The 26,754-nt window shown below is 70.2% G+C and carries 21 protein-coding genes and 2 riboswitches; of the genes, 15 read left to right on the plus strand and 6 right to left on the minus strand.

Annotated elements, in window-relative coordinates; genetic code table 11:
• On the minus strand, positions 1-702 hold the full coding sequence (locus ACZBH1_RS13410; RefSeq protein ID WP_336396759.1) for an NUDIX hydrolase: 702 nt from the start codon (positions 700-702) through the stop codon (positions 1-3).
• 154 nt (positions 703-856) lie between these two features.
• On the opposite strand from ACZBH1_RS13410, the gene ACZBH1_RS13415 reads away from it, so the two are divergent.
• The 4 genes from ACZBH1_RS13415 to gcvP all read left to right on the plus strand — a co-directional run bounded on the left by ACZBH1_RS13415 (position 857) and on the right by gcvP (position 6,855).
• Positions 857-2,029, plus strand: a complete 1,173-nt coding sequence (locus ACZBH1_RS13415; protein WP_463646624.1) for a MarP family serine protease — start codon at positions 857-859, stop codon at positions 2,027-2,029.
• 84 nt (positions 2,030-2,113) lie between these two features.
• A riboswitch (glycine riboswitch) is annotated at positions 2,114-2,210 on the plus strand.
• A 1-nt stretch (position 2,211) separates the two neighbouring features.
• Positions 2,212-2,321, plus strand: a riboswitch (glycine riboswitch).
• Positions 2,322-2,369: 48 nt separating this feature from the next.
• Positions 2,370-3,587 (plus strand): glycine cleavage system aminomethyltransferase GcvT, encoded by a 1,218-nt coding sequence (locus tag ACZBH1_RS13420; RefSeq protein WP_463646625.1) that lies wholly within the window; start codon positions 2,370-2,372, stop codon positions 3,585-3,587.
• The gene (gcvH, locus tag ACZBH1_RS13425) at positions 3,584-3,967 is read left to right on the plus strand and encodes a glycine cleavage system protein GcvH (protein WP_336396395.1); all 384 of its coding nucleotides are present in this window, start codon (positions 3,584-3,586) and stop codon (positions 3,965-3,967) included. The genes ACZBH1_RS13420 and gcvH overlap by 4 nt, the downstream gene beginning before the upstream one ends.
• Positions 3,964-6,855: an aminomethyl-transferring glycine dehydrogenase gene (gene gcvP / locus ACZBH1_RS13430; protein WP_463646626.1), complete on the plus strand. Its 2,892-nt coding sequence runs from the start codon at positions 3,964-3,966 to the stop codon at positions 6,853-6,855. The genes gcvH and gcvP overlap by 4 nt, the downstream gene beginning before the upstream one ends.
• A 36-nt stretch (positions 6,856-6,891) precedes the next feature.
• Here the strand turns inward: gcvP and ACZBH1_RS13435 are convergent, their stop codons facing one another.
• Positions 6,892-7,767 carry a CPBP family intramembrane glutamic endopeptidase gene (locus tag ACZBH1_RS13435; protein ID WP_463646627.1) on the minus strand — a complete coding sequence of 292 codons (876 nt, stop codon included), beginning with the start codon at positions 7,765-7,767 and terminating at the stop codon, positions 6,892-6,894.
• 159 nt (positions 7,768-7,926) lie between these two features.
• Between ACZBH1_RS13435 and ACZBH1_RS13440 the strand changes: the two genes are divergently transcribed.
• The 3 genes from ACZBH1_RS13440 to ACZBH1_RS13450 all read left to right on the plus strand — a co-directional run bounded on the left by ACZBH1_RS13440 (position 7,927) and on the right by ACZBH1_RS13450 (position 12,654).
• Positions 7,927-9,777, plus strand: coding sequence for an ABC transporter family substrate-binding protein (locus ACZBH1_RS13440; RefSeq protein ID WP_463646628.1), 1,851 nt, complete (start codon positions 7,927-7,929; stop codon positions 9,775-9,777).
• 170 nt (positions 9,778-9,947) lie between these two features.
• A complete protein-coding gene (locus tag ACZBH1_RS13445) occupies positions 9,948-11,465 on the plus strand; it encodes an ABC transporter permease (RefSeq protein ID WP_378881356.1) in 1,518 nt (505 codons plus the stop codon).
• A gap of 1 nt (position 11,466) precedes the next feature.
• Positions 11,467-12,654: an ABC transporter permease gene (locus ACZBH1_RS13450; RefSeq protein ID WP_336396390.1), complete on the plus strand. Its 1,188-nt coding sequence runs from the start codon at positions 11,467-11,469 to the stop codon at positions 12,652-12,654.
• A 7-nt stretch (positions 12,655-12,661) separates the two neighbouring features.
• Here the strand turns inward: ACZBH1_RS13450 and ACZBH1_RS13455 are convergent, their stop codons facing one another.
• Complete coding sequence (locus tag ACZBH1_RS13455) at positions 12,662-13,270, minus strand: PH domain-containing protein (protein ID WP_336396389.1); 609 nt, start codon at positions 13,268-13,270, stop codon at positions 12,662-12,664.
• A gap of 32 nt (positions 13,271-13,302) precedes the next feature.
• Between ACZBH1_RS13455 and ACZBH1_RS13460 the strand changes: the two genes are divergently transcribed.
• The 8 genes from ACZBH1_RS13460 (at position 13,303) to ACZBH1_RS13495 (ending at position 21,783) form a co-directional block, all read left to right on the plus strand.
• On the plus strand, positions 13,303-15,108 hold the full coding sequence (locus ACZBH1_RS13460) for a dipeptide ABC transporter ATP-binding protein (protein ID WP_463646629.1): 1,806 nt from the start codon (positions 13,303-13,305) through the stop codon (positions 15,106-15,108).
• A gap of 163 nt (positions 15,109-15,271) precedes the next feature.
• The gene (typA, locus tag ACZBH1_RS13465) at positions 15,272-17,185 is read left to right on the plus strand and encodes a translational GTPase TypA (RefSeq protein ID WP_336396387.1); all 1,914 of its coding nucleotides are present in this window, start codon (positions 15,272-15,274) and stop codon (positions 17,183-17,185) included.
• A gap of 88 nt (positions 17,186-17,273) precedes the next feature.
• Positions 17,274-18,056 carry an AzlC family ABC transporter permease gene (locus ACZBH1_RS13470; RefSeq protein ID WP_336396386.1) on the plus strand — a complete coding sequence of 261 codons (783 nt, stop codon included), beginning with the start codon at positions 17,274-17,276 and terminating at the stop codon, positions 18,054-18,056.
• Positions 18,053-18,367 carry an AzlD domain-containing protein gene (locus tag ACZBH1_RS13475; RefSeq protein WP_336396385.1) on the plus strand — a complete coding sequence of 105 codons (315 nt, stop codon included), beginning with the start codon at positions 18,053-18,055 and terminating at the stop codon, positions 18,365-18,367. Before ACZBH1_RS13470 ends, ACZBH1_RS13475 begins: the two co-directional genes overlap by 4 nt.
• Before the next feature lie 42 nt (positions 18,368-18,409).
• Positions 18,410-18,808 (plus strand): DUF6113 family protein, encoded by a 399-nt coding sequence (locus tag ACZBH1_RS13480; RefSeq protein ID WP_336396384.1) that lies wholly within the window; start codon positions 18,410-18,412, stop codon positions 18,806-18,808.
• A gap of 47 nt (positions 18,809-18,855) precedes the next feature.
• A complete protein-coding gene (fdxA, locus tag ACZBH1_RS13485) occupies positions 18,856-19,176 on the plus strand; it encodes a ferredoxin (protein WP_336396383.1) in 321 nt (106 codons plus the stop codon).
• A 1-nt stretch (position 19,177) separates the two neighbouring features.
• Positions 19,178-20,296, plus strand: a complete 1,119-nt coding sequence (gene dapC, locus ACZBH1_RS13490; protein ID WP_463646630.1) for a succinyldiaminopimelate transaminase — start codon at positions 19,178-19,180, stop codon at positions 20,294-20,296.
• A gap of 188 nt (positions 20,297-20,484) precedes the next feature.
• Entirely contained in the window at positions 20,485-21,783 is a 1,299-nt protein-coding gene (locus ACZBH1_RS13495; protein ID WP_336396381.1) for a citrate synthase, read from the plus strand.
• Positions 21,784-21,811: 28 nt separating this feature from the next.
• Here the strand turns inward: ACZBH1_RS13495 and ACZBH1_RS13500 are convergent, their stop codons facing one another.
• From ACZBH1_RS13500 to dapD, 3 genes are all read right to left on the minus strand, one after another.
• Positions 21,812-22,885 (minus strand): alpha/beta fold hydrolase, encoded by a 1,074-nt coding sequence (locus ACZBH1_RS13500; RefSeq protein ID WP_336396380.1) that lies wholly within the window; start codon positions 22,883-22,885, stop codon positions 21,812-21,814.
• A gap of 4 nt (positions 22,886-22,889) precedes the next feature.
• A complete protein-coding gene (locus tag ACZBH1_RS13505; protein ID WP_463646631.1) occupies positions 22,890-25,286 on the minus strand; it encodes a GMC oxidoreductase in 2,397 nt (798 codons plus the stop codon).
• Between the two features lie 91 nt (positions 25,287-25,377).
• On the minus strand, positions 25,378-26,334 hold the full coding sequence (gene dapD, locus ACZBH1_RS13510; RefSeq protein ID WP_336396378.1) for a 2,3,4,5-tetrahydropyridine-2,6-dicarboxylate N-succinyltransferase: 957 nt from the start codon (positions 26,332-26,334) through the stop codon (positions 25,378-25,380).
• Between the last annotated feature and the right edge of the window lie 420 nt (positions 26,335-26,754).

Below are 26,754 nucleotides of genomic sequence, written 5' to 3' on the forward strand. Positions count from 1 at the left end.
TCAGTCTCGGGCGCCGAGCGGGCCGCGGTCGGCCAGTTCGACGTCCTGGTTGTACCGGTACAGCCGGGCCGGGCGGTGGCTGCCGGTGCGGAACCGGTCGGTGGGGATGAGGGTGCCGGAGTTCTCGACCTGGCGGCGGAAGTTCGCCGGATCGAGGCGCCGGCCGAGGACCACCTCGTACACCTCCCGCAGCTCGGCGAGCGTGAACTCGTCGGCGAGGAGGCCGTGGGCGATGCGGCTGTAGCCGACCTTGTTGCGCAGGCGCCACAGGGCGTAGTCGACGATCTCGTTGTGGTCGAACGCGAGTCGCGGGAGGCGCGTGGCATCGAACCACTCGACGTTCTCGACCGTGCCGTCGGCGATCTCGTCCGCCCGCAGCAGCGCCCAGTACACGATCGAGACGACCCTGGTGGGGGAGCGGTCGACCGCGCCGAACGCGTACAGCTGCTCGAGGTAGCTCGGCGCCAGCCCCGTCGTCTCGGCGAGCGTGCGCGACGCCGCAGCGTCAAGGCCCTCCGCCGCATCCAGCCAGCCGCCGGGGAGCGCCCACTGGCCCTCGTGCGGGTCGCGGGTGCGCCGCACCAGCGGGAGCACCACCTGGACGCCGTCGCTGCCGGGAAGGCGGCGCAGCGTGAAGATCACCGTCGAGACCGCGACGCGGATCGCGTCGGCCGGGACGGGGTCGGGTGCTGTTCTTGTCATCATGACTCTAACTCTCCATCCACGATCATAGTGTCAGAGTGACCAGAAGCCAAACCCCTGCGGTAACACGCGTCGGAGCCCGGGTGTCGCGGTGCGCTCACAGGCTCGATGCGTAGCCTGGCGGGAGCAGTCCGGCCGTGCGGAAGGGGTGGCGATGATCGTCGTCGACGTGATCGTCGTCCTCGTCCTGCTGGCCGCTCTCGTGAGCGGTGCGCAGCGGGGGTTCTTCGCGAGCATCGGCACCCTCGCCGGCCTCGCCGCCGGCGCACTGGCCGCGTTCTGGCTGACACCCCTGGTGGGCACCTGGGTTCCGTCGCCGGTGTGGCGCGGCCCCGCCGTGCTCCTCACGGCGGTCGGCCTCGTGTTCGTGGGGGCGGCGCTGGGCTCCGCGATCGGCTCCGCGCTGCGCTCGGGCGCCGACCGGCTGAAGCTCCGCGGCGTCGAGCGCTTCCTCGGCGGCGTCGCCTCGGTGTTCGCGGCCGTCCTCGCGCTCGCCCTCGTGGCTCCTGCGGTCGCCGTCGCCGGCATCCCGGGGGTCTCGTCGGCCGTCGCGTCCTCGAGCATCCTGCGGGGCATCGAGGCCGCCACGCCCGACCCGGTCGCGGCGGCCCTCGCGGAGCTGCGCGGCGCCGTCCTCGACGACGGGCTGCCCGGTCTCGGCCAGCTCCTCGGGCCGGTCACCGTCGAGCCGGCGCCGCCGGTCGCCCTGGACGATCCGGAGCTGCAGCGGGCCGCGGCATCCGTCGCCCGCATCACCGGCAACGCGTACGCCTGCGGACGGGGATCGGCCGGGACCGGATTCGTCGTCGCCGCCGACCGCGTCGTCACCAACGCGCACGTCGTGGCGGGCGTCGACACGCCCATCGTCGAGCTCCCGGGCGTCGCCGCGCGCGAGGGACGCGTCGTGTACTTCGATCCCGTGGACGACATCGCCGTGATCGCCGTCGACGAGCTCGGCGCCACCGCCCTGCCGTTCGCTCCCACGCTCGCCGCCGGCGACGCGGCCGTCGTGCAGGGCTACCCCTTCGGCGGCCCGTTCGCCATGGTGCCGGCGGCCGTGCAGTCGGTGGGCACCGCCACGGTCCCCGACGTGTACGACGAGTCGTGGAACCCCCGCGAGATCTATGCGCTGCAGTCCGTGGTGCGGCCGGGCAACTCGGGCGGTCCGGTGCTGACCGCCGACGGTGCCGTCGCGGGCGTCGTCTTCGCGCGGGCGGAGAACGACGAGGACCTCGGCTACGCCATGACGATGGCCGAGCTCGCCCCGGTCGCCGCCCAGGCGCCGTCGCTGTCGGACCCGGTCTCGTCGGGGTCCTGCGTGGGCTGAACCGGCGGCGGCGGACGGAATCGCCGAAACCGCGTGGATCGGGTCGCCGACCGGTATGCTGGCCCCGCAAGTCAACAACGGCCCATGACCCGGGCGGGAGAGCCTCGGCAGCGCGATCGCCGGGCACCGAAGGAGCAAGCCTCCCCGCCAATCTCTCAGGTACGCGTACCGTTCGGGCAGGCCGACTCTGGAAAGCGATTCAAGCGACGCGACGCGTCGCCCGGGATCCGCCGACGGTGAAAGCAGGATGCCTCGCATCCGGCGAAGCTCTCAGGCCCATGACAGAGGGGGAGTTCACAGGCGTCGACAGGCGCCTGCCCGCCCACGACCGGGAGAACTCATGACCGAACCGAGCGACGCTCCGCCCCGCACCACCGTCCTGCATGCGCGCCACGAGGCGCTCGGCGCCTCGTTCACCGACTTCGGCGGCTGGCTCATGCCGGTGCGCTACACCTCGGACCTCGCCGAGCACCACGCGGTCCGCACCGCCGCAGGACTGTTCGACATCTCGCACATGGCAGAGTTCCTCGTCACCGGTCGCGACGCCGCCGCATTCCTGGACTACGCGGTGGCGGGCGCGATCTCGCCGATGCGGGTCGGGAAGGCGAAGTACTCGCTCGTGCTGTCCGAGGACGGCGGCATCGTCGACGACGTCATCGTCTACCGCATCGCGGACGACCGCTTCCTGGTGATCGCGAACGCCGGGAACCGGGATGCCTTGGCCGCCGCGTTCGCCGAGCGCGCGCGCCGCGCGCCCGTGGCAGCCTCCTTCGCCGCGGATCCTCCCGCCGGTGCGGGCACCGAGGCGTTCCTCCACCTCGAGGGCGTGAGCGGCGTCGCGACCGTCGCGGACATCACCGACGAGGTCGCGCTCATCGCCGTGCAGGGCCCGGTCGCGCGCGCCGTGCTGGAGGCCGCCCCGCTGGAGGGCACCGACCCGTCGCTTGCGGACCTCGGATACTACGCATGGTCCTCGTCGCGGTTCCACGGCGAGCACGTCTTCATCGGCCGCACCGGGTACACGGGCGAGGACGGCTTCGAGCTGCTCGTTCCGAACCGTGCGGCCGGTGCCCTCTGGGATGCGCTGCTCGCGGCCGGCGAACCGCTCGGCCTGGTGCCGGCGGGCCTCGCCGCACGGGACACCCTGCGTCTGGAGGCCGGCATGCCGCTCTACGGCCATGAGCTCTCGCTCGACGTCCTGCCCGCCCAGGCCGGACTGGGCCGCGTCGCGCCGCTGAAGGCGAAGGACGCCGACTTCGTCGGACGTGCCGCACTGGAGGCCGGCGCCGCCGCCGACGCCCCGGTTCTCGTCGGCCTCGTCGCGGCGGGGCGTCGCGCCGGCCGCGCCGGGTACGCCGTCTTCGACAGCCCCGACGCCGGCACGCCGGTGGGCGCGATCACCAGCGGCGCGCTCAGCCCGACCCTGGGGCATCCGATCGCCATGGCCTTCGTCCCGCCCGCGGCGAGCGCGCCCGGGACCGAGCTCTACATCGACGTGCGGGGGACGCGCATCCCCGCGACCGTGACCGCCCTGCCCTTCTACCGGAGGAACACATGACCGACCTCACCGCCCTCAAGTACACCGCCGAGCACGAGTGGGTCGCCCTCGACGGCGACGTGGCCACCGTCGGCATCACCTCGTACGCCGCCGACAAGCTCGGCGACGTCGTGTTCGTGGAGCTGCCCGCCGTGGGGAGCGCCGTCACGGCCGCCACCGTCGTGGGCGAGATCGAGTCGACGAAGTCGGTGGGCGAGCTGTACGCGCCGCTGACGGGCGAGGTCGTCGCGGTCAACGACGCCGTCGTGGACGACCCCGGTCTCGTCAACGCCGACCCGTTCGGCGCCGGGTGGCTCGTGAAGATCACGGTGGACCCCGCCGCGGTGGCGGGGCTCCTGGACCGCGACGCGTACATCTCGCTGACCGGGGGCGCCGAATGACGGGTCTGTTCGCCGACCGTCACATCGGGACGGATGCCGCGGCCCAGCGGCTCATGCTGGACGCGCTCGGCTACGACAGCGTCGACGCGCTCGTGGCGGCGGCGGTGCCGGCATCCATCCACGCCACGCCGCGGTCCACGAGCGACATCCCGCCCGCTGCGACGGAGGCGCAGGCGCTCGCCGAGCTGCGCGCGCTGGCGTCGCAGAACCGCACCGCGCGCCCGATGATCGGACTCGGCTACGCCGACACGCTCACCCCGTCGGTCATCGCGCGCAACGTGCTCGAGAACCCCTCGTGGTACACCGCCTACACGCCCTATCAGCCCGAGATCTCGCAGGGCCGGCTCGAGGCGCTGATCAACTTCCAGACGATGGTGACCGATCTCACGGGTCTCGCGACGGCGAACGCGTCGATGCTCGACGAGTCCACCGCGGTCGTCGAGGGCATGCTCGTCGCCCGGCGCGGCTCCAAGTCCGCCTCCGACGTGTTCGTGGTCGACGCCGACACGCTCCCGCAGACGAAGGCCCTGCTCGCCCACCGGGCGGCGGCCGTCGGCATCCGGCTCGTCGAGCTCGACCTCGCCCGCGGCGCGACGCTGCCCGACGAGCTCTTCGGCGTGCTGGTCCAGTACCCGGGCGCCTCGGGGAACGTCTGGGACCCCTCGGGCGTCGTCGATGCGGCGCACGTCGCGGGCGGTCTCGTCGTCGTCGCCGCGGACATCCTCGCGCTGACGCTGCTGCGCTCACCCGGATCGTTCGGTGCCGACGTGGCCGTCGGCACGACCCAGAGGTTCGGCGTGCCGCTCGGGTTCGGCGGCCCGCACGCCGGCTACATGGCGGTGCGTCAGGGTCTGGAGCGGCAGCTGCCGGGACGCCTGGTCGGGGTGTCGCAGGATGCCGCCGGTCACGCCGCCTACCGCCTCGCGCTGCAGACGCGCGAGCAGCACATCCGGCGCGAGAAGGCCACGTCGAACATCTGCACCTCGCAGGTGCTGCTGGCGGTGATGGCCTCGATGTACGCGGTCTACCACGGTCCCGACGGCCTTCGCGCGATCGCGACCGACGTCGCGAAGAAGGCCGAGGCGCTCGGCGCGCGACTGCGCGAGTACGGGCTGTCGCTGCGGTCGGACTCGTTCTTCGACACCATCCGCGTCGCGACGCCCGGTGCGTCGCGACGCGTGATCGAGCGCGCGCGGGAGCGCGGGTATCAGCTCTTCTGGGCGGACGACGCGACGGTCGGCGTCTCGGTCGACGAGACCACGACCGAGGACGACCTGGCGGCCGTCGCGTGGGCGTTCGGCCTGCCGGAGGGGGAGTTCCTCGGTGCGGGCGCCCAGGGGGAGCGCGTGCTGCCGTTCACCGACGCCGAGCCGCTCGTGGGCGTGCCGGCGGAGCTCCGCCGCGTCGAGGAGTTCCTCACCCACCCGGTGTTCAACACCCACCGCTCCGAGACGGCCATGATGCGCTATCTCAAGCAGCTCGCCGATCGCGACTACGCGCTGGATCGCGGCATGATCCCGCTCGGCTCGTGCACGATGAAGCTGAACGCGGCCACCGAGATGGCGGCGGTGTCGTGGCCGGAGTTCTCACGGGTGCACCCGTTCGCGCCCGAGGCCGACGTGCACGGCTATCTCGCGATGATCGAGCAGCTCGAGGTGTGGCTGGCGGAGGTGACCGGCTACGACGCCGTCTCGCTGCAGCCGAACGCGGGGTCGCAGGGCGAGCTCGCCGGGCTCATGGCGATCCGCGGCTATCACCGGGCGAACGGCGACCCGGGTCGCACGGTCTGCCTCATCCCGTCGTCGGCGCACGGCACCAACGCGGCATCCGCCGTGCTCGCGGGGATGCGGGTGGTCGTCGTGGCCTGCGACGACCAGGGCAACGTCGACCTCGAGGACCTGCGTGCGAAGATCGCGGCGCACGCCGACGAGCTCGCCGCGCTCATGATCACGTACCCGTCGACGCACGGCGTGTACGAGCAGGACGTGCTGGAGATCACGCAGGCGGTGCACGACGCCGGCGGCCAGGTGTACGTCGACGGCGCGAACCTCAACGCGCTGCTGGGCTATGCCCGGTTCGGCGACCTCGGCGGCGACGTGTCGCACCTGAACCTGCACAAGACGTTCGCGATCCCCCACGGCGGCGGCGGACCGGGCGTCGGCCCGGTCGCGGCCAAGGCGCACCTCGCGCCGTTCCTGCCGAGCCACCCGTTCTCGCAGCGCAAGGACCACGCCGGCGGCGTGTTCGACGGCGGCCCGATCTCTGCCGCGCCCCACGGCTCGGCGAGCATCCTGCCGATCTCGTGGGCGTACGTGCGGATGATGGGCGCCGAGGGCCTCCGCGCGGCGACCGCGTCCGCGGTGCTCGCCGCGAACTACATCGCGTTCCGGCTCCGCGAGCACTACCCGGTGCTCTACACCGGTGAGGGGGGACTCGTCGCGCACGAGTGCATCCTCGACCTGCGCCCGCTGCGTGAGGCCACCGGCGTGACCGTGGACGACGTGGCCAAGCGTCTCATCGACTACGGCTTCCACGCCCCGACGATGTCGTTCCCGGTCGCGGGGACGCTCATGGTGGAGCCCACGGAGTCCGAGGACCTGGCCGAGATCGAGCGCTTCATCGAGGCGATGATCGCGATCAAGGCCGAGGCCGACCGTGTGGCCGCGGGGGAGTGGCCCGCCGCCGACAACCCGCTGGTCAACGCCCCCCACACCGCCGAGTCGGTCGTGGCCGGCGAGTGGTCGCATCCGTACTCCCGCGAGACCGCCGTGTATCCCGTCCACGCGCTCGTGCGCACGAAGTACTGGCCGCCGGTGCGCCGCATCGACCAGGCCTACGGCGACCGCAACCTCGTGTGCGCGTGCCCCCCGATCGAGGCGTTCGCCTGACACCCCCGGAGCGACGGGATGCCGCGGCCAGGCACGTCAGGACGCGGCGGCCGGGGTCGGGGTCGGGGTCGGGGTCGGGGTGAGGGTGGGCGTCGGGACGGGCGCGAAGACGCCGGGCCAGAGGGCGACGGCGAGCGGGTACCCGACGAAGGCGACGACGTCGAGCACCGTGTGCGCGATCACGAGCGGCATGACCCGGCCCCATCGGCGGTAGCACCAGCCGAAGACGATGCCCATCACGACGTTGCCGACGATCGCGCCGATGCCCTGGTAGGCGTGGTACGCGCCGCGCAGCGCGGCGGTCGTGAGGATGATCGTCCAGTCGCCCCAGCCGAGGCGGCGCAGGCGGTCGAAGAGGTAGCCGATGAAGATGACCTCCTCCGTCAGCCCGGCGCGCAGGGCGGACAGCAGGAGGAGGGGGACGGTGTACCACGCCGCGTCCAGCGGCGAGGCCACCACCGCGACCGTGATGCCCAGCACCCGTCCGACGGCGTACAGTGCGAGCCCCGGCAGGCCGATGACGGCGGCGAGCAGGATGCCGCGGCCGACGTCGCCGCCCAACCGCGTGAAGTCCAGCCCGATGCGGCGCAGCGCGTTGCCACCCGGCTCCCACAGCAGGTAGACGACGAGGGCCACGAGCGCCAGCGCGAAGAAGACCGACAGGAGCTGATACACCACGTCCCAGACCGCCTGGGCGTCGCGCGACGGATTGACCTGCGTCTGCTGCGAACCCAGCGGGACGGGCGCGAGGAGCTTGCGGACGAGCGAGAGGACGGAGTACACGGCGGACTGGCCGACCGTGATCGCCAGGACGATCCAGACCTCCCACCGCAGTCGCTGCCGGCCATACCGGTCCAGCCGGGGAAGGGTAGTGGATTCCCTCTGGTTCGCGGGCGCGTTCGGGGGAGTCATCTTGTCAGATTGTCACACTCGGCGTCGATTGAGTTAAGGCTCTGTAACGTTTTCGTCGATCGTTTTGACCATCTCACAGCCGGTGCTTATCGTGTTCCCATCCGCGCACCGACCGGTCATCGACTGGTCGTGTGCGCATTACCCTGCACAGGAGGAACAGTGAGAATTAAGCGCATCTCGACTGCGGTGGCACTCACCGCAGTCGGCGCACTGGTGATCTCGGGCTGCACCGCCGGTGGTGGCGAGGAGAACAACGATGACTCCGGTCTCGTCGAAGGCTCGTCGATCACGGCTGCGTGGAACCAGGCGTTCTACTCGATGAACGGCAACACGTCGTTCGGCAACGCGACCGCGAACAACAACATCAACTACTTGGTGCTCGACGGCTTCAACTACTACGACAACACGCCGGAGCTGGTGAAGAACGAGTCGTTCGGCTCGTACGAGCTCGTCAGCGAAGACCCGCTCACCGTCAAGTACACGATCTCCGACGACGCGAGCTGGTCCGACGGCACGCCCGTCGACGCCGCCGACATGCTGCTGCACTGGGCCGCCAACTCGCGCTCGCTGGACACCCCGGACTTCGACCCGGCAGAGTTCACCGACCCCGACACGGGTGAGTTCACCGAGTCGTTCCCGACCGATGTCGTCTACTTCGACTCGGGTGCGACGCCCACGTCGGGCCTCGGCCTGGTCTCGGAGACCCCCGAGGTCGGCGACGACGGCAAGTCGATCACGATGACGTACGACCAGCCCTTCGTGGACTGGGAGCTCACGTTCGCGGGTGTCGGAGCGATGCTGCCGGCCCACATCGTCGCGAAGAAGGCTCTCGAGCTCGACGACAACGAGGCGGCCAAGCAGGCGATCCTCGACGCGATCCAGGACGAGGACGCCGCCGCGCTGGCGCCGATCTCGTCGTTCTGGAACTCGGGCTTCAACTTCACCGAGATGCCCGACGACCCCGAGCTGGTCACCGCGAGCGGCCCGTACATGATCAGCGACTACGTCGCCGACCAGTACGTCACGCTGACCGCGAACCCCGAGTACGCCGGTGACAACACCGCGAACATCGAGGAGATCACGATCCGCTTCATCCCTGACCCGCTCGCTGCGGTCCAGGCGCTGGAGAACGGCGAGGTCGACATCATCCAGCCCCAGGCGACCGCCGACATCACGACGGCGCTCGAGGGCATCGACGGCATCACGGTCAACACGGGCCTCGGCGGCACCTACGAGCACGTCGATCTGCAGTTCGACCAGGGTCGCAACCCGGAGAACATCTTCTCGAACCCGCTCGTTCGCGAGGCGTTCATGAAGACGATCCCGCGTCAGGAGATCGTCGACACGCTCATCAAGCCGATCATCGGCGACGACGCGATCCTGCGTGACTCGCAGCTGTTCGTGCCGGGTGCAGAGGGCTACGACGACTCGGCCGCGAACAACACCTCCGCGGACTACGCCGAGGTCGACATCGAGGGCGCCACGGCGCTGCTCGCCGAGTCGGGTGTCACCAACACCGAGGTCTGCATCCTGTACGCCTCGAACAACCCGCGTCGTGTGAACGAGTTCTCGCTCATCCAGCAGTCGGCCAACTCGGCGGGCTTCAACGTCACGGACTGCGGCTCGGAGGAGTGGGGCGGCCTGCTCGGCACGCCCGGCGCCTACGACGCGTCGCTCTTCGGCTGGCAGTCGACGAGCCTCGGCGTGACCAACTCGCTGCCGACGTTCGAGACCGGTGGAATCAACAACCTCAACTTCTACTCGAACGCTGAGGTCGACGAGATCATCTCCCAGCTGAACGTCGAGTTCGACGCGGAGGCCCAGATCGAGCTGCAGCAGGAGATGGACCGCCTGCTGTGGGAGGACTTCTACGGAGTCACGATCTTCCAGTTCCCCGAGGTCACCGCCTTCAGCGACCGCGTCACCAACATCGACGCGTCGATCCTCGCCCCGACGATCTTCTGGAACGCCTGGGACTGGGAAGTCACGGACGGCGGCTCGGAGGAGTAAGCGCATAACGGCTCACGCCGGGCTCATGCCCGGGTCGTGACCGAAGTGGGGTGCAGGTCCCCGAGGGGCCTGCACCCCACCGCGTTAGACTCCTCCTCAGCGGCGGAGGACGGGCCGAGCGTCTCGCCGGCCCTCCTGCGCTGCTTCATCGATTGGCAGGCGGCCACAACATGGCTTCATTCATCATCCGGCGGTTGATCGCGTCGATCTTCGTGCTCTTCGCCGCGACATTCCTGATGTATCTGCTGGTGTCCTTCTCGGGCGATCCCCTCGAGGACCTGCGGCAGAGCAATGCACCGAACAAAGCCGAGCTCATGGAAGCTCGCACCAAGCTCCTCAACCTCGACGTCCCCCCGCCGCTGCGCTACTTCCTGTGGCTCGGCGCGCTCTTCCGCGGGGACTTCGGCATCAGCATCCAGAACCAGTCCGTCAACGCCCTGCTGGGCAACGCGATCACGTCGACGCTGACGCTGGTCACCACGGCGACGATCGTGGCCATCGTGCTGGGCATCACGGTCGGCATCGTGTCGGCGCTGCGCCAGTACACGGGCTTCGACTACGGGGTGACGCTGCTGTCATTCCTGTTCTTCTCGCTGCCCATCTTCTGGGTCGCGGTGCTGCTCAAGCAGTACGGTGCCATCCAGCTGAACAACTGGCTCGGCGACCCGACGATCTCGGTACCCGTGATCATCGGCATGTCGATCTTCGCCGGCTTGATCTGGATGTCGCTGGTCGGCGGGAGATGGCGCCGCCGGCTGACCGTCTTCGGCATCTCGGCGGTCGCCACCGCAGCGGTGCTGACGTTCCTGTCGGTGACCCAGTGGTTCGCAGACCCCAGCATCGGCATCGTCGTGTACGCCTTCCTCGCGATCGGCGTGGCCGTCGGCGTGACGGCCATCTCGACGGGCCTGCGCAACCGCAAGGCGCTGTACGCGTCCCTCATCGTCGCGGCCATCGGCATCGCGCTGTACTCGCCGATGATGAACTACATCCTGAACGGGATGACGCTGTGGGTCTTCGTGCTCCTGGCAGTGGGCGCCGTCGTCGTCTCGGGGGCGATCGGCTGGTTCATGGGCGCTCCCGACCGGGGGCCCGTCGTGCGGACCACCGCGATCGTCGGGTTCATCGTCGCCGCCTTCATCGCGCTGGACAAGTACATGTCGTATTGGGAGGCGTACGCCAACTCCAGCCGCGTGCGCGGCCGTCCGATCGCGACGGTGGGGGCCTCGACGCCTGGACTCGGCGGCAACTTCTGGGTGCAGGGCATCGACCTGTTCACGCACCTGCTGCTGCCCACGATCGCGATCATCCTCATCTCGTTCGCGAGCTACACCCGCTACTCGCGCGCGAGCCTGCTCGAGGTGATGAACCAGGACTACATCCGCACCGCGCGTGCGAAGGGCCTCACCGGTCGCACGGTGATCGTCCGGCACGCGTTCCGCAACGCGCTGATCCCGATCACCACGATCATCGCCTTCGACATCGGCGCGCTCATCGGCGGCGCCGTCATCACCGAGACGGTGTTCGGCTGGACCGGCATGGGCCGCCTCTTCGTCGATGCGCTGGCCGTGCACGACCCCAACCCCGTCATGGCGTTCTTCGTGGTCACCGGCACGCTCGCCGTGCTCTTCAACCTCATCGCGGACCTCGTCTACGCGGCCCTCGACCCGAGAATCAAGGTGGGCTGACATGAACACCACGACCGTCAACGACTCCGACTCGAGGGAGACCGAGGCCAAGGCCGAGATCTCGATCGAGCAGAAGGAGACCCAGGGCCTCAGCCAGGGCCAGATCGTCCGCCGGCGGTTCTTCCGTCACCGCGCTGCGCTCATCTCGATGATCGTGCTGGCGTTCATCGTGCTCCTCGCGTTCACCTCCGTCGGCGTGAACCTGTGGGGCATACGCATCCCCGGGTGGTGGCAGTACTCCTGGGACGAGATCCCCCCGAAGATCGACAACGGCGTTCCGACGCTGAGCCTGTGGCCGCTGCAGTTCGGCGACCACCCGTTCGGCCAGGACGAGGTCGGGCGCGACATCTTCGCGGTCGTCATGCGCGGTGCGCAGCAGTCGATCATGGTGATGGTCATCGCCGGTGTCGTCGCGACGATCTTCGGCGTGGTGATCGGCGCCGTCGCCGGGTACTACGGCAAGCTGACCGACTCGGTGCTCATGCGCTTCACCGACATCATCATCACGATCCCCCTCATCGTGATCGGCTCCGTGCTCGGCAACACGTTCGGCAGCCTCGGTGCGGCCGTGCTCGGCGTCGTCATCGGCCTGTTCGCGTGGACCACCATGGCCCGGCTGGTGCGCGGCGAGTTCCTCACCCTCCGCGAGCGCGAGTTCGTGGACGCCGCCCGGGTCTCGGGTGCGCGGGACCGCCGCATCATCTTCCGGCACATCCTGCCCAACTCCGTCGGCGTGATCGTGGTCAACGCCACCCTGCTGATGGCCGGCGCGATCCTGCTGGAGTCGGCGCTGAGCTTCCTCGGCTTCGGCGTGCAGTCGCCGGACACCTCGCTGGGCAAGATCATCTCCGAGAACCAGGCCGCGTTCTCCACGCGTCCGTGGCTGTTCTGGTGGCCGGGTCTGTTCATCATCGCGATCGCCCTGTGCGTGAACTTCATCGGCGACGGGCTGCGCGACGCGTTCGACCCGCGCCAGAAGAAGATGCCGAGCGAGCGGGCGATGGCCCGCGCGGGTCGGGCGGGCGGACCGGTGGCACCAGAGGTCGACACGACGCCGTCGACCGACGCGGCGATGGTCGACGTCGGCATCCAGACGGCCTACACGGGCGACCGGATCGTGAACTTCAACGATCCGCGCCCCGAGGAGCCCGGCGACGTGCAGCACAAGCCGCTCGATCCGGAGCGGTGACGTGCTCTCACGCCAGCGCGCCGACCACCGTCGCGGCGCCGAGCGCCGCGACGGTGGCGATCGTCCCCCAGTGCCACGTCTGCGTCGACGCCTCGGGGTCGACGCCGCTCGCGAACGCGCCCTCGTCGCGCAGGCGCTCCCAGCGGCCGCGGATGAGCTGGGCCAGGTTGCCGGTGGGCGTCGTGACGGCATCGTTGGGGCGCAGCTCCCCGACCTCGCCCCGCGCGGTCTCACCGACGCCGTCGAAGTCCTTCGGGGCCAGCCCCAGGGTGCGGTGCCGGCCGGGTGCGGGTGCCGCCCACACGGGCACACGGCCGTGGGCGGTGTGCAGGGTGAGCGAGTAGCGGGTGTCGATCGCCGTGATCGACGGCCAGGGCACGAAGCTCGTGCGCAGGACGTTCACCACGGTGATGCCGTGCTCCTGCACGATGAGCGCCGGTCGCCAGAACAGCGCCCACGCCAGCACGCCGACCAGCAGGATCGGCCAGACATAGCGCAGTGCCGCAGCGGGATCGGTGACGATCAGCGCGACGACGCCGAGGGCGCACACCACAACGGTCACGACAGCGAGGATGCGGCCGAACGCCGGCCGGTAGCGGACCTCCTGAAACGACATGACTTCAAGCTTCGCAGATTGGACACCACGGAATGACTGACACGACGGGCATCGACGCCGCTGCGGCGGCGTCGCGAGGAGCCCTTCCGGAGACGATCCTCGAGGTCGACAACCTCGGGGTCGAGTTCTGGGTGGACGGGCAGTTCTACCCGGCAGCCATCGACATGAACTACCAGGTCCGCCGCGGCGAGGTGCTCGCCATCGTCGGCGAGTCGGGCTCCGGCAAGAGCACGAGCTCGATGGCGCTTCTCGGGCTGCTTCCCGAGAACTCCCGCGTCACGGGATCGATCAAGCTGCTGGGCCGCGAGCTGCGGGGCCTCGACGAGGCGGCGCTGCGGTCCCTCCGCGGCAACGAGATCGCCGTGATCTTCCAGGAGCCGATGACGGCCCTCAACCCCGTCTACACCGTCGGCTTCCAGATCATGGAGGCGCTGCGCTCGCACGATCGCGGCATGGCCCCGAGCGATGCCCGGGACCGCGCGGTGGAGCTGCTGCGCATGGTGGAGATGCCCGAGCCGGAGCAGTCGTTCCACAAGTACCCCCATCAGCTCTCCGGCGGTCAGCGCCAGCGCGCGATGATCGCGCAGTCCATCTCGTGCGACCCCCTGCTGCTCATCGCCGACGAGCCGACCACGGCCCTGGACGTGACCGTGCAGGCGGAGGTCCTCGACCTCCTGCGGAACCTGCACAAGCGGCTGGACTCCGCGATCATCCTCATCACCCACGACATGGGCGTGGTCGCCGACCTCGCCGACCGCATCATGGTGATGAAGAACGGCGTCGTGGTCGAGTCGGGCACGGTCGACAAGATCTTCCACGCCCCGGTGCACCCGTACACGCAGCAGCTGCTGGCGTCGGTGCCGCACCTCGGCCTCGGCGTCCTCGAAGAGGCGGAGCCCGGGCCGGCGGAGGTCGTCACCGAGACGTCGGCGGTGCCGTCGGTCTCCTACATCCGCGAGCGCGCCAGCGAAGCGGCCGAGGAGATCATCGAGACGCGCACCCCCGTGCTCGCGTTCGAGGACGTCGCCATCGACTACCCCAAGCGCGGCCGCATCCCGGCGTTCCGCGCCGCCGAGCACATCGATCTCGCGATCTATCCCGGCGAGATCGTCGGCCTCGTGGGCGAGTCGGGCTCCGGCAAGACGACCCTGGGTCGCGCCGCCATCGGTCTGCTGCCGATCGCCGAGGGCAAGCTCACCACCGTCGGCACCGACATCTCGCACGCGACGCAGAAGGAGCTGTTCGCGATCCGCCGCAAGACGGGCATCGTGTTCCAGGACCCCGCATCGTCGCTGAACCCGCGTATGCCGATCGGGCAGTCCATCGGCGAGCCGATCCTGCTCGCCGGGGTCGCGAAGGGCAACGACCTCGACAAGCGCGTGGAGGAGCTGCTCAGCCAGGTCGAGCTGCCCGCGTCGTACCGGAACCGCTTCCCGCACGAGCTCTCGGGTGGGCAGCGCCAGCGCGTGGGCATCGCCCGGGCGCTCGCGCTGGCACCCGAGCTGCTGGTCGCCGACGAGCCCACCTCGGCCCTGGACGTGTCGGTGCAGGCGCGGTTCCTGGACCTCCTGCAGGAGCTGCAGCAGGAGCTGCAGTTCGCGTGCCTGTTCATCAGCCACGACCTCGCGGTGGTCGACATCCTCGCGCACCGCATCGCGGTGATGCACCACGGCAAGCTGGTCGAGTCGGGCACCCGCGACCAGATCCTGCGCGGGGCGAAGGATCCGTACACGCAGCGCCTCATCGCCGCCGTGCCGGTGCCGAACCCCGAGGAGCAGCGGGTGCGCCGCGAGGCGCGCGCCGCGCTGCTCGAGCGCAGCGGCCCCGCCGCGAGCTGACCCGGCCGGCCTCTGTCGGCGCCGCGCCGTCCCGGTCCTCCGGGGCGGCGCGGAGGCGTTCGCGGGAGACGTCCTGGTCGGACCGGTAGAATGACGGATGCCGGTCCCCTCGACACGTTCAGGGGCCGACCTCGTTCTTCCCCTCACTTTCAAGGATTCCCTCATGGCGCGCGCCCTCCGTCCGGACCTCCGCAACGTGGCGATCGTCGCCCACGTCGACCACGGCAAGACGACCCTCGTCGACGCCATGCTCCGCCAGACCGGCTCGTTCGGCTCGCACGAGCACATGGAAGAGCGCGCGATGGACTCGAACGACCTCGAGCGCGAGAAGGGCATCACGATCCTCGCCAAGAACACGGCGATCACCTACAACGGCGTGCACACCGAGGTCCCGGTGACGATCAACGTCATCGACACCCCCGGCCACGCCGACTTCGGCGGCGAGGTGGAGCGCGGTCTGTCGATGGTCGACGGCGTCGTGCTGCTCGTCGACGCCAGTGAAGGGCCGCTGCCGCAGACCCGCTTCGTGCTGCGCAAGGCCCTCGAGGCGAAGCTGCCGGTGATCCTGCTGGTCAACAAGACCGACCGCCCCGACGCGCGTATCGCCGAGGTCGAGGAGGAGGCTCACGATCTGCTGCTCGGGCTCGCGTCGGACCTCCACGAGGACGTGCCCGACCTGGACGTCGACGCGCTGCTGGACGTGCCCGTGGTGTACGCGTCAGGACGCGCGGGCGCGGCATCCCACAACCGTCCCGGCAACGGCGAGCTTCCCGACAACGGCGACCTCGAGCCGCTCTTCGAGGCGATCCTCGAGCATGTTCCCGCTCCGTCGTACGACGACGAGGCGCCGCTGCAGGCGTGGGTGACCAACCTCGACTCGAGCCCCTTCCTCGGCCGCCTGGCGCTGCTGCGCGTCTTCAACGGCACGCTCAAGAAGGGCCAGACGGTCGCGTGGGTGCGCCACGACGGCACGACCAGCAACGCCCGCGTCACCGAGCTGCTGAAGACCCGTGCGCTCGATCGGTACCCCGCCGAAAGCGCCGGACCCGGTGACATCGTCGCGATCGCGGGCTTCGAGGACATCACGATCGGCGAGACGATCGCCGACCCCGAGGACGTCCGCCCGCTGCCCCAGATCCACGTCGACGACCCCGCCATCTCCATGACCATCGGCACCAACACCAGCCCCCTCGTCGGCAAGGTGAAGGGTCACAAGCTCACCGCCCGCATGGTCAAGGACCGCCTCGATCGCGAGCTCGTGGGCAACGTCTCGCTCAAGGTCGTCGACATCGGCCGTCCCGACGCGTGGGAGGTGCAGGGCCGCGGCGAGCTCGCGCTGGCGATCCTCGTCGAGAACATGCGCCGCGAGGGCTTCGAGCTCACCGTCGGCAAGCCGCAGGTCGTCACGCGCAAGGGGGAGGACGGCAAGGTGAAGGAGCCGTTCGAGCACCTCACCATCGACGCGCCGGAGGAGTACCTCGGCGCCATCACGCAGCTCATGGCGGCGCGCAAGGGCCGCATGGACAGCATGACCAACCACGGCACCGGCTGGGTGCGCATGGAGTTCATCGTCCCGTCCCGCGGTCTCATCGGCTTCCGCACCGAGTTCCTCTCGACCACCCGCGGCACCGGTATCGCCAACGCGATCTCCCATGGCTACGACGACTGGGCCGGGCACATCCAGTCCCGCCAGAACGGGTCGATCGTCGCCGACCGTGCGGGCGTCGTCACGCCGTTCGCGATGATCGCGCTGCAGGAGCGCATGAGCTTCTTCGTGCAGCCCACCGAAGAGGTGTACGAGGGCATGGTGGTCGGTGAGAACTCGCGCGCCGACGACATGGACGTGAACATCACCAAGGAGAAGAAGCTCACGAACATGCGCTCCTCGACGGCCGACGCGTTCGAGTCGATGACGCCGCCGCGCCAGCTGTCGCTCGAGGAGAGCCTCGAGTTCGCCCGCGATGACGAGTGCGTCGAGGTCACGCCCGAGAAGGTGCGCATCCGCAAGGTCGTCCTCGACGCCACCGAGCGCGGCCGCGCCGCCGCGCGTCTCAAGCGGCAGGACGCCAACGCGTAAGAGACGGGCGAACGGATGCCGCGGCGGGTGGGCCACTCGTCGCAGAGCGGACCGCCGCGACGTCCGGCGCCCTGGTTACCATGACGAGGTGACCCACGACCCTCACTTCGACGACGTGCACAGCGCCGGAGAGGCGAGGCGGGCGGTGCGCGAGGCGCTCGGGGTCGCCCTGGCGACGAGCGCCTACGGGATCTCGTTCGGCGCACTGGCGGTCGCGTCCGGCCTGGACGTCTGGCAGACGTGCATCCTCAGCCTCGTGATGTTCACCGGCGGATCGCAGTTCGCCTTCGCCGGCATCGTCGGCGCCGGGGGAGTCGCCGCCGCGCCCGCCGCCATCGCGTCCGCCGGGCTGCTCGGCGTGCGCAACGTCGCCTACGGCATCCGCATGTCACCGGTCATCGGCCCGGGATTCTGGCGACGCGCCGCCGCAGCGCAGTTCACGATCGACGAGTCCACGGCGGTGTCGCTCGCGCAGTCGTCGCATCGCGCGCGCACGCTGGGCTTCTGGGTCACGGGCATCGGCATCTACATCGGCTGGAACCTCTCGACCCTCGCCGGCGCCCTGCTCGGCGACGTGCTGGGCGATCCCCGCGCCTATGGGCTGGATGCGGCGGCAGCGGCGGCGTTCCTCGCCCTGCTGTGGCCGCGGCTTCGCGCCCGCCAGCCCATCGTGGTCGGTGTCGCCGCCGCGGTCGTGGCGACGGTGCTGACCCCGGTGCTGATGCCGGGGATGCCGGTCATCATCGCCGCCGCCGTGGCCATCGTCGTCGGCTGGTCGAACTGGCTGGGCGCCGACGACGCGGCGGACGGCGCCGAACCCGAGGACGCCGCACAGCGGCGGGCTCAGGAGCCGTGGGAGGGACTGCCGTGACCATGTGGACCGCCGTGCTCGTGGCAGCCATCGTCTGCGTGGCGCTGAAGACGGTCGGATACCTGATCCCGCCCCGGTGGGTGGCGGCGCCGCGACCCATGCGGATCGCAGATCTGCTCACCGTCGCACTGCTGGCAGCGCTCGTCGCCGTGCAGACACTGGGCGCCGGCCAGGCGGTGGTCGTCGACGCCCGGGTGCCCGCGCTGCTGGTCGCGGCCGGTCTGCTGGTGCTGCGGGCGCCGTTCCTCGTCGTCGTCATCGCGGCCGCGCTCGTGGCCGCGCTCCTGCGGCTGTGGGGCTGGGCGGCCTGAGCCGGGCGGTCGTCGCGTGGTCCCGCCGCCTAGACTCGAGACGTGGGTTCGTTCTGGTCGCGCATCGGCGCCTGGGTCGTGGCGTTCGTCATCGGCGCCTTCTACGGCGTGGCCGGCACCGTGGCCCAGGGGTTCCGGCTCGGCTGGTTCCCCCTCGGGCTGGTGCTCGCACTCGTCGGGGTGACCGCGCTGCTCGTGGCGGTCCGGCTGCTCACGAGCGACCGCTGGGCGACGCTGGCGACCGCACTGGGCGCCATGGTCGCCACGCTGGTCTTCTCCGGTGCCGGGCCCGGCGGCTCCGTCGTGGTGCCGCAGGAGGCGGACGGCGCATTCAATCCCGGCGTGGCGTGGACGATCCTCGTGCCGCTGGTCTCCGCGATCGTGATCGCCTGGCCGCAGACGCGCGTGCCCGCCGTCGCGGCATCCGATCGCACCGCCTGATCGGCGTCCCGCCGCTCAGGCCCGAGGGCCGCGGCTAGACTGGCACCGTGACGTACGTGATCGCCCTTCCCTGCGTGGACGTCAAGGACCGCGCCTGCATCGACGAGTGTCCCGTGGACTGCATCTACGAGGGCGAGCGCTCGCTGTACATCCACCCCGACGAATGCGTGGACTGCGGCGCCTGCGAGCCGGTCTGCCCGGTCGAGGCCATCTACTACGAGGACGACCTCCCGGACGAGTGGCAGGACTACTACAAGGCCAACGTCGAGTTCTTCGACGACATCGGCTCGCCGGGCGGCGCCGCCAAGGTGGGCGTGATCCACAAGGACCACCCGATCATCGAGGCCCTCCCGCCGCAGGAACACTGACGTGGGGGTCGCCGACCTCGCCGACTACCCCTGGGATGCCGTCGCCCCGTATGCGGCGCGCGCCCGCTCCCACCCCGACGGCATCGTCGACCTCTCGATCGGCTCGCCCGTCGACGCGACGCCCGCCGTCGTGGCGAACGCGCTGCGGGCGGCCACCGACGCGCACGCGTACCCGCAGACCGTCGGAACGCCGGCGCTTCGTGCCGCCATCGCGGCGTGGTTCGAGCGGCGGCGGGGAGTGCCGGGGCTGACGCCGGCGCACGTGCTTCCGACGGTCGGCTCCAAGGAACTCGTGGCCCTGCTGCCGCTGCTGCTCGGACTCGGCCCCGGCGACATCGTCGTGCATCCCGGCGCCGCGTACCCGACCTATGAGGTCGGCGCGCGGCTGGTCGGCGCGACGCCCCTGGCGTCCGACGACCCGGCGGAGTGGCCGGAGGGCACGCGGCTCGTGTGGGTGAACTCGCCGGGCAACCCGGACGGGCGGGTCCTGGATGCCGCCGCCCTGCGGCGCGCGGCGGCACGCGCGCGACAGCTCGGCGCCGTGCTCGCCTCGGACGAGTGCTACGCGGAGCTCGGCTGGGATGCGCCGTGGGATTCCGAGCCGGTGCCCTCAGCGCTGGACCCCCGCGTCACCGACGGCGTCGGCGGCATCCTGTCGGTGTACTCGCTGAGCAAGCAGTCCAATCTCGCCGGCTACCGCGCGGCCTTCCTCGCCGGAGATCCGGCGATCGTCGCGCGCCTGCTGACCGCGCGCAAGCACCTCGGCCTGATGCTGCCGGCGCCCGTGCAGTCGGCGATGGTCGCCGCTCTCGAAGACGACGCGCACGTCGCCGCCCAGAAGGAGCTGTACCGCCGCCGCCGGGAGGTGCTGCGTCCTGCGGTCGAGGCGGCCGGGTTCCGGATCGACGGGAGCGAAGCGGGCCTGTATCTCTGGGCGACGGAGGGCCGCGACGGATGGGAGAGCCTCGGCCGGCTCGCAGACCTCGGGATCCTGGCGGGGCCCGGGCACTTCTACGGCACGCACCATCCGGAGCACATCAGGCTGTCGCTGACGGCGACCGACGACGGCATCTTCCGGGCGGCCGAGCGCCTGCGCGCCGCATCCGCAGACGGGTCGTGAGGATTCCTCCATCGGATGCCTCGTCCGTTTGGCTGTGTCAGCAGTAGGCGCAGCGGCGCACTAGGCTGTAGGAACGCGGCGACGCGGCATCCCCCGTCCCGCTCCCGAAGTCCTCACGCAGACGACGTCACGGCGTCGCGCCGGAGTGGACGAAACCCCCCGTACGACGACAATCGCGAGGAGGCGCCGTGAGCGAAGCGGGCACCCAGCAGGAGAAGGCCACCCTCACGATCGGTGACAAGACCGCAGAGTTCCCGCTGCTGCGGGGCACGGACGGCACGCCGAGCGTGGATGTCTCGACCCTCACCCGCCAGACCGGCTACACGGCGCTCGACTACGGGTTCGTCAACACCGCGGCCACCAAGTCGGCGATCACCTACATCGACGGCGACCAGGGCGTGCTGCGCTACCGCGGCTACCCGATCGAGCAGCTGGCGAAGAACAGCACGTACCTCGAGGTCGCGTGGCTGCTGATCTACGGCGAGCTGCCGACCGCCGACGAGCTGGGCGAGTTCGACGAGAAGATCCGTCGCCACACGCTGCTGCACGAGGATCTCAAGCGCTTCTTCTCAGCCCTGCCGCACACGGCGCACCCCATGTCGGTGCTGTCGTCGGCGGTGTCGGCCCTGTCGACGTACTACGAGCACCAGTCCGATCCGAACAACCCCGAGCACGTCGAGCTCAACACGATCCGCATGCTGGCGAAGCTGCCGGTGATCGCCGCGTACGCGCACAAGAAGAGCATCGGGCAGGCGTTCCTGTACCCCGACAACTCGCTCGGCTTCGTCGACAACTTCCTGAAGCTGAACTTCGGCGTGCTCTCCGAGGTCTACCAGGTCGACCCGGTCATGTCGCGCGCGCTGGAGCGCCTGCTGATCCTCCACGAGGACCACGAGCAGAACGCCTCCACCTCCACGGTGCGCCTGGTCGGTTCGACGGGCGCCAACCAGTTCTCGTCGATCTCCGCCGGCATCAACGCCCTCTACGGCCCGCTGCACGGCGGCGCCAACGAGGCGGTGCTCGACATGCTGGCGCGCATTCGCGACTCGGGCGAGAGCGTGCAGCGCTTCGTCGAGCGGGTGAAGAACAAGGAGGACGGCGTCAAGCTGATGGGCTTCGGCCACCGCGTGTACAAGAACTACGACCCGCGCGCGAAGCTCGTCAAGGAGTCGGCCGACGAGGTCCTCTCGGCGCTCGGCGTCAGCGACCCGCTGTTGGACCTCGCGAAGGAGCTGGAGGAGATCGCGCTCAACGACGCGTACTTCCAGGACCGGCGGCTGTACCCGAACGTGGACTTCTACACCGGCGTGATCTACAAGGCGATGGGCTTCCCGACACGCATGTTCACGGTGCTGTTCGCCATCGGGCGTCTGCCCGGCTGGCTCGCGCAGTGGCGCGAGGCGGCGAACGATCCGCAGGGGAAGATCGGCCGCCCGCAGCAGCTCTACGTCGGCGCATCCGAGCGCAGCTACCCCGGCCTGTCCTGACCCGACGGCTTCTGCCGAGGTCCTTCGCCTAGCGTCGGAGCTCGTCCACGATGACCGGGTGGGTGTCGCGCCACGCGTCGGCGCCGAAGATCACGTCGAGGTGCCCGTAGCCCGGGAACTCGTGGTGGGTGTGCCTGCCGGGGGCGAACGCCTCGAAGTGCGCGAACGAGAGCCGCTGGCCGAGCGGGAGGAAGCAGCGGTTGTCCGCTCCCGCGAGGAAGACGAACCGCGCGTCGGTCTGCGGACGGGCCAGGAGATCCGGCACCACCTCCGGCACATCCCCCGTCGGGACGAGATGCCCGGCGCGCACGCTGTCGCGCATCTGAGCGAAGAACGTCATCGGCGAGCCGGCGAACTCGCCCGTGATCCAGTCGTGTGTGGCTCGGTCGATGTTGCGGTGCGCCCAGAGCGCCGGATGGCCCGCGCCGTAGGTGAAGCTCACCATCGCGCACACGGGGCTGTCGCATTCCGGGTGCGTGGCCGTGACGACCGAGCGCAGCACTCGCGAGAAGGGCCCCTCCGTCTTGTAGCCCCACTTCGGCGAGAGCGTGGGGCTGATGCGACGCACCATCGGCGAGAGCACCTGGATCTTCATGGTCGACCAGCGGGGCAGGACCGTGTGCAGCGACACCGCGTTGGTGACGACCGTCGTCACCTCCGGGACGAGGCCCGAGATCGCGGCGATCATGAACGACGTCGACCCCTGGCAGTGCACGAACGCCTTCATGGTCTGGTGGCCGGTCCGCTGCCGGATCAGGCGCACCGCCGCCGGGTAGTCGTACGCGGCGGCGTCGTCGAGCGTCCAGGCCACCGGCCGCAGGTCGATCGACGCACGCCAGTTGAGGAGCCAGACGTCGAAGCCGTCGTCGAGCAGCGCGTCGACGAGCGTCCGCTCCAGCGGCGGCCGGAAGATCTCGGCGCGCACGCCGGCGCCGTGGACGAGCATCACCGGTCCGCGGGGAGTCTCCGCACCGGGGCGGGTGAGGTGGAGCATCAGCAGCGGAACCCCGTCGTCCGCCGGGAACGGGATGAGCTCCGTGTCGTGCCCGCGCGCCCCGCGGCGCACGTACCGCCACGGCGCCGGGTCCGCTTTCGTCGCCATGCGGTCACGCCCCCTTGACGGCCAGCCCGGCGTAGGCGTCCCACAGCTGCCCGAGGAAGACCGATCCGAACGCGCTGATCGCGGCGGCGCCGTCCTCGCCGGTCGCGCGGAACGTCGTCATCTGCCGGGCGAAGTCGAGCGGCTTGATGCGGAGCAGCCCCGCCCCCGCGACGAGCTCGTCGCCCGTGGGATGCAGCTTCCCGAGCTCTCCCACGTCGGGAGGCGGGACGTGCCCGGTGAGCAGCTGCACGTACAGCGTCGTCGTGTCGTCCCACAGGTCGAAGCCCGGATCGTCCCGCACCTCCTTGATCCCGAGGACCGTGAAGGGCGCACCGGAGTCGGGGGTGATCCACAGACGGTAGACCATGCGCCGGTCCGCCCCGTCATCGGGTCGGACGAAGAGGTGGAACCACCCGCGGTCGACGGGCACGCGACCTCCGAGGATGTCCGCATCGACGTATCCCGATGCCGTCCCGGCGTGTGAGGGGTCGGCGACGAAGGCATCGATGTCGGAGGTCTCGATCGTCAGCTCGAACATGAACTTCTCGTCGAGGATGCGGGCATCCTCGTAGGCGTCGTGCGGGTCGCGCGCCCCGAGGGCGACGAATCCCTTCATCTGCTCGGTGAAGCGGACCTTCCTGGCGTCGGGACCGGGACGGGGCGCGTCCTGCATGGCGTGTCTCCTCTCGCCGCCGGAACCGGTCCGGGGTCGTCGGTGGCGCCGCGGAGCGGGAGCCTCGAGCGCATGCTCGATGGCTCGATCGGCGAAGGCGGCGATCGTGAGCGCGGGGTTCGGCCCGACCGGACCGGGCATCGAGGCGCCGTCCAGCACCCAGAGGTCGTCGACGCCGAAGGCGCGGCCCCATTCGTCGACCACGCCCTCGTAGGGATTCCGCCCCATCGGCGCGCCGCCGAGCGGGTGCACGGTGATGACCCGCTTGGCCCACCACAGCGGGTTGTCGGCGTACTCGGCGCCCAGCTCGTCGGCGATGCGGGCCATCGTGTTCCGCATGCGGTCGAAGTACTCCATCGAGGTGGCCGTTGTCCAGTCGATCTGCAGGCGACCCTCCTCGAGGTACATCATCCCGTCGGGCAGGTCGCGCCCCATGCCGAGCACGGGCATGGATGAGGACGAGAGCGAGACCTTGCCGATCGCCGCCGCGAGGTCGCGCGAGACGTTGGACCGCCCGTCGCCGAACAGCCGCGAGGCCAGCATGCGGGCGGCCACGCGGGTGCTGCGGGAGATCACCGACCGCAGCTGGCTCAGCTCCATCAGCCAGTTGAGGAAGCCGGGGTAGCCGGCATCCTGCACGTAGTAGCCGCGCCCGTCCGCATCGGTGTCGTCGCCGTCGACGCGATCGCCCACGCGGACGGCGCTCGTGATGACCGCGCCGCGGCTGCTGACCAGCGATCGTGCCTTGGCGGTGCGATCGATGCTCTCGCGGGCGTTGAACAGGAAGCCCAGCAGGTCCCCGTTCCCGCAGAAGCGGGTTCCCAGCGCGGTGCTGAGGCCGGGGAGGGAGGCCCGATTCTTCAGCAGCAGGTAGGTGGACCCGAAGGTCCCCGCGGCGAGGATCAACGAGGTCGCGGAGATGATCCTGTCCTCCGCGGTCGCGGCATCCGCGTCGTGCACGCGATAGCGCACCTCCCACGCTCCGTCGCGGCGGTGGAATCCCTTGACCTCGTGGAGCGCACGGATGTCGGCGCCGGCATGGGCCGCCGCGGAGAGGTAGGTGTGATCGAGGGTGTTCTTGGCGCCGTAGTTGCAGCCGATGTCGCACTCCCCGCACAGCATGCAGGTGAAGCGCTCGGAGCCGTGAATGCTGCCGTACGCCGGTGTCGGCACGAGCCCGATCGACGGGCGCCCTTCACGCTCGGGCGCGAACGACACCGCCAGCGGCGGACGGAAGGTGGGAAGGCCGGCACGTCGGGCCGCCTGCTCGAACGCCACCGTCTTGGCCGTGTCGGTGTACGGATACGGGTTCGCCCCCAGCATCGCCTCGACGCTGTCGTAGTGCGGGTCGAGGTCCTCCCGCGAGATGGGCCAGTTCTCGTACCCGCCGCCGGGGAGCGGGGAATCGTGCACGAACCATTCGGGGTCCTTGCGCAGGAGGACGTTCGCGTAGATCAGCGAGCCGCCGCCGAGACCGCTGGACACCACCCCCTCCAGGCCACGGAAGCTCCACGTCTCGAACAGACCGTAGAGCGCGTCGGACGGCGACCAGAAGTTGGCGCCGAATTCGCTCGGCGTGCGCGCGAACGAGCCCGGCGGATACGGCCGTCCGCGCTCCATGACGACCACCGACCTGCCGCCCTCGGCGAGGCGGTAGGCCGCCACGGATCCGCCGAAACCACTGCCCACCACGAGGGCATCCACGTGCTCGACGTCGCGTTCATCCACGTGCCGCCCCCCTTTGCGTCACGATCTGACGCGCACATTATGGCACCGGGGGGCGCCGCGGCGTCAGTGCCGGGGCGGCGAGGGCAGCGCGCTACGCGTGCAGCGCCTCATTGAGCGTCACGCCCACGCCGGCGCGGCGCACCGCCTCCACCGCGCCGGAGAGCGAGTTGCGGCGGAAGAGCAGTCCGTCACGGCCGGAGAGCTCTGCGCCCTTGGCGGTCGGGAACGAGCCGTCCGCGCGCGGGGTCTCGTCCGCGAGGACGATCTTCGTGCCGGCCGTGACGTAGAGGCCGGCCTCGACGACGCAGTCGTCTCCCAGCGAGATCCCGACACCCGCGTTCGCCCCCAGCAGCGTGCGTGCGCCGATGGACACCTTGAGCGTGCCGCCGCCGGACAGCGTTCCCATGATGGATGCCCCGCCGCCGATGTCGCTGCCGTCGCCGATGACGACGCCCTGCGAGATACGACCCTCGACCATGCTCTGACCCAGGGTGCCGGCGTTGAAGTTCACGAACCCCTCGTGCATCACGGTCGTGCCGGGAGACAGGTATGCGCCCAGCCGCACACGGGAGGCGTCGGCGATCCGCACGCCCGACGGGGTGACGTAGTCCAGCAGACGCGGGAACTTGTCCAGGCCCTGCACCTGGATGCCGTCGCGCGCGAGGAAGGGGCGGAGCCGGGTGAGCGCATCGGGATGCATCGGGCCGGCGTTCGTCCACGCCACGTTCGGGAGGTGGGAGAAGATGCCGTCCAGGTTCACCTCGTTGGGGCGGACGAGCCGGTGGGACAGCGCGTGCAGGCGCAGGTACGCGTCGGAGGTGGAGGTCGGCGCCGCGTCGAGGTCCGCCTCGAGGGTGACGACGTCGACGGAGACGGCACGTCGCGGGTCGGCGACAGCCAGGCGGTCCAACTCGTCCGGCGGCATCTTGGGGTCGAATCCCAGGGGGATCCGTCCGGCGCTGGGGGAGGGGAACCACGTGTCGAGCACGGTTCCGTCATCTGCGGTCGTCGCGAGGCCGACGCCCCACACCCATCGTTCTTGACTCATGCGATCAACGCTAGCGCGGTGGGAGGGCGACGCTTCCGCGTATTCACGCGGATCGGCGGTGCGACACGCCCGGGATGCGGGGTGGATTCGACGCGTGCGTCGGTGCCACGTAAAGTAATTGTTGTTCGCCCCAAAGGGTAGAGCGGAAGGCCGGAAGGCCTGGCTCCCCTCAAGCAGCGGACCACCCCATCCGAATCAGCTCCTGGCGAGTCTGTCCGGTTTCGGTCTAGGATGGGTTTCTTCCACTTCCGTGTGCTGTCGGCCGTGGTGGGGTCTCGTGCCCCGCTGAGGCGGTTTGACAAGCGGGTCGGGATGTGTAAGATAGAGAAGTTGCCCTGCGGCGACGGCTGAGAGGCCAGAACGCGGGTGCGTCCGATCTTTGAGAACTCAACAGCGTGCACTTGTCAAATGCCAAATTTA

The sequence above is a fragment of the Microbacterium sp. ZXT2-5 genome (assembly GCF_055329545.1).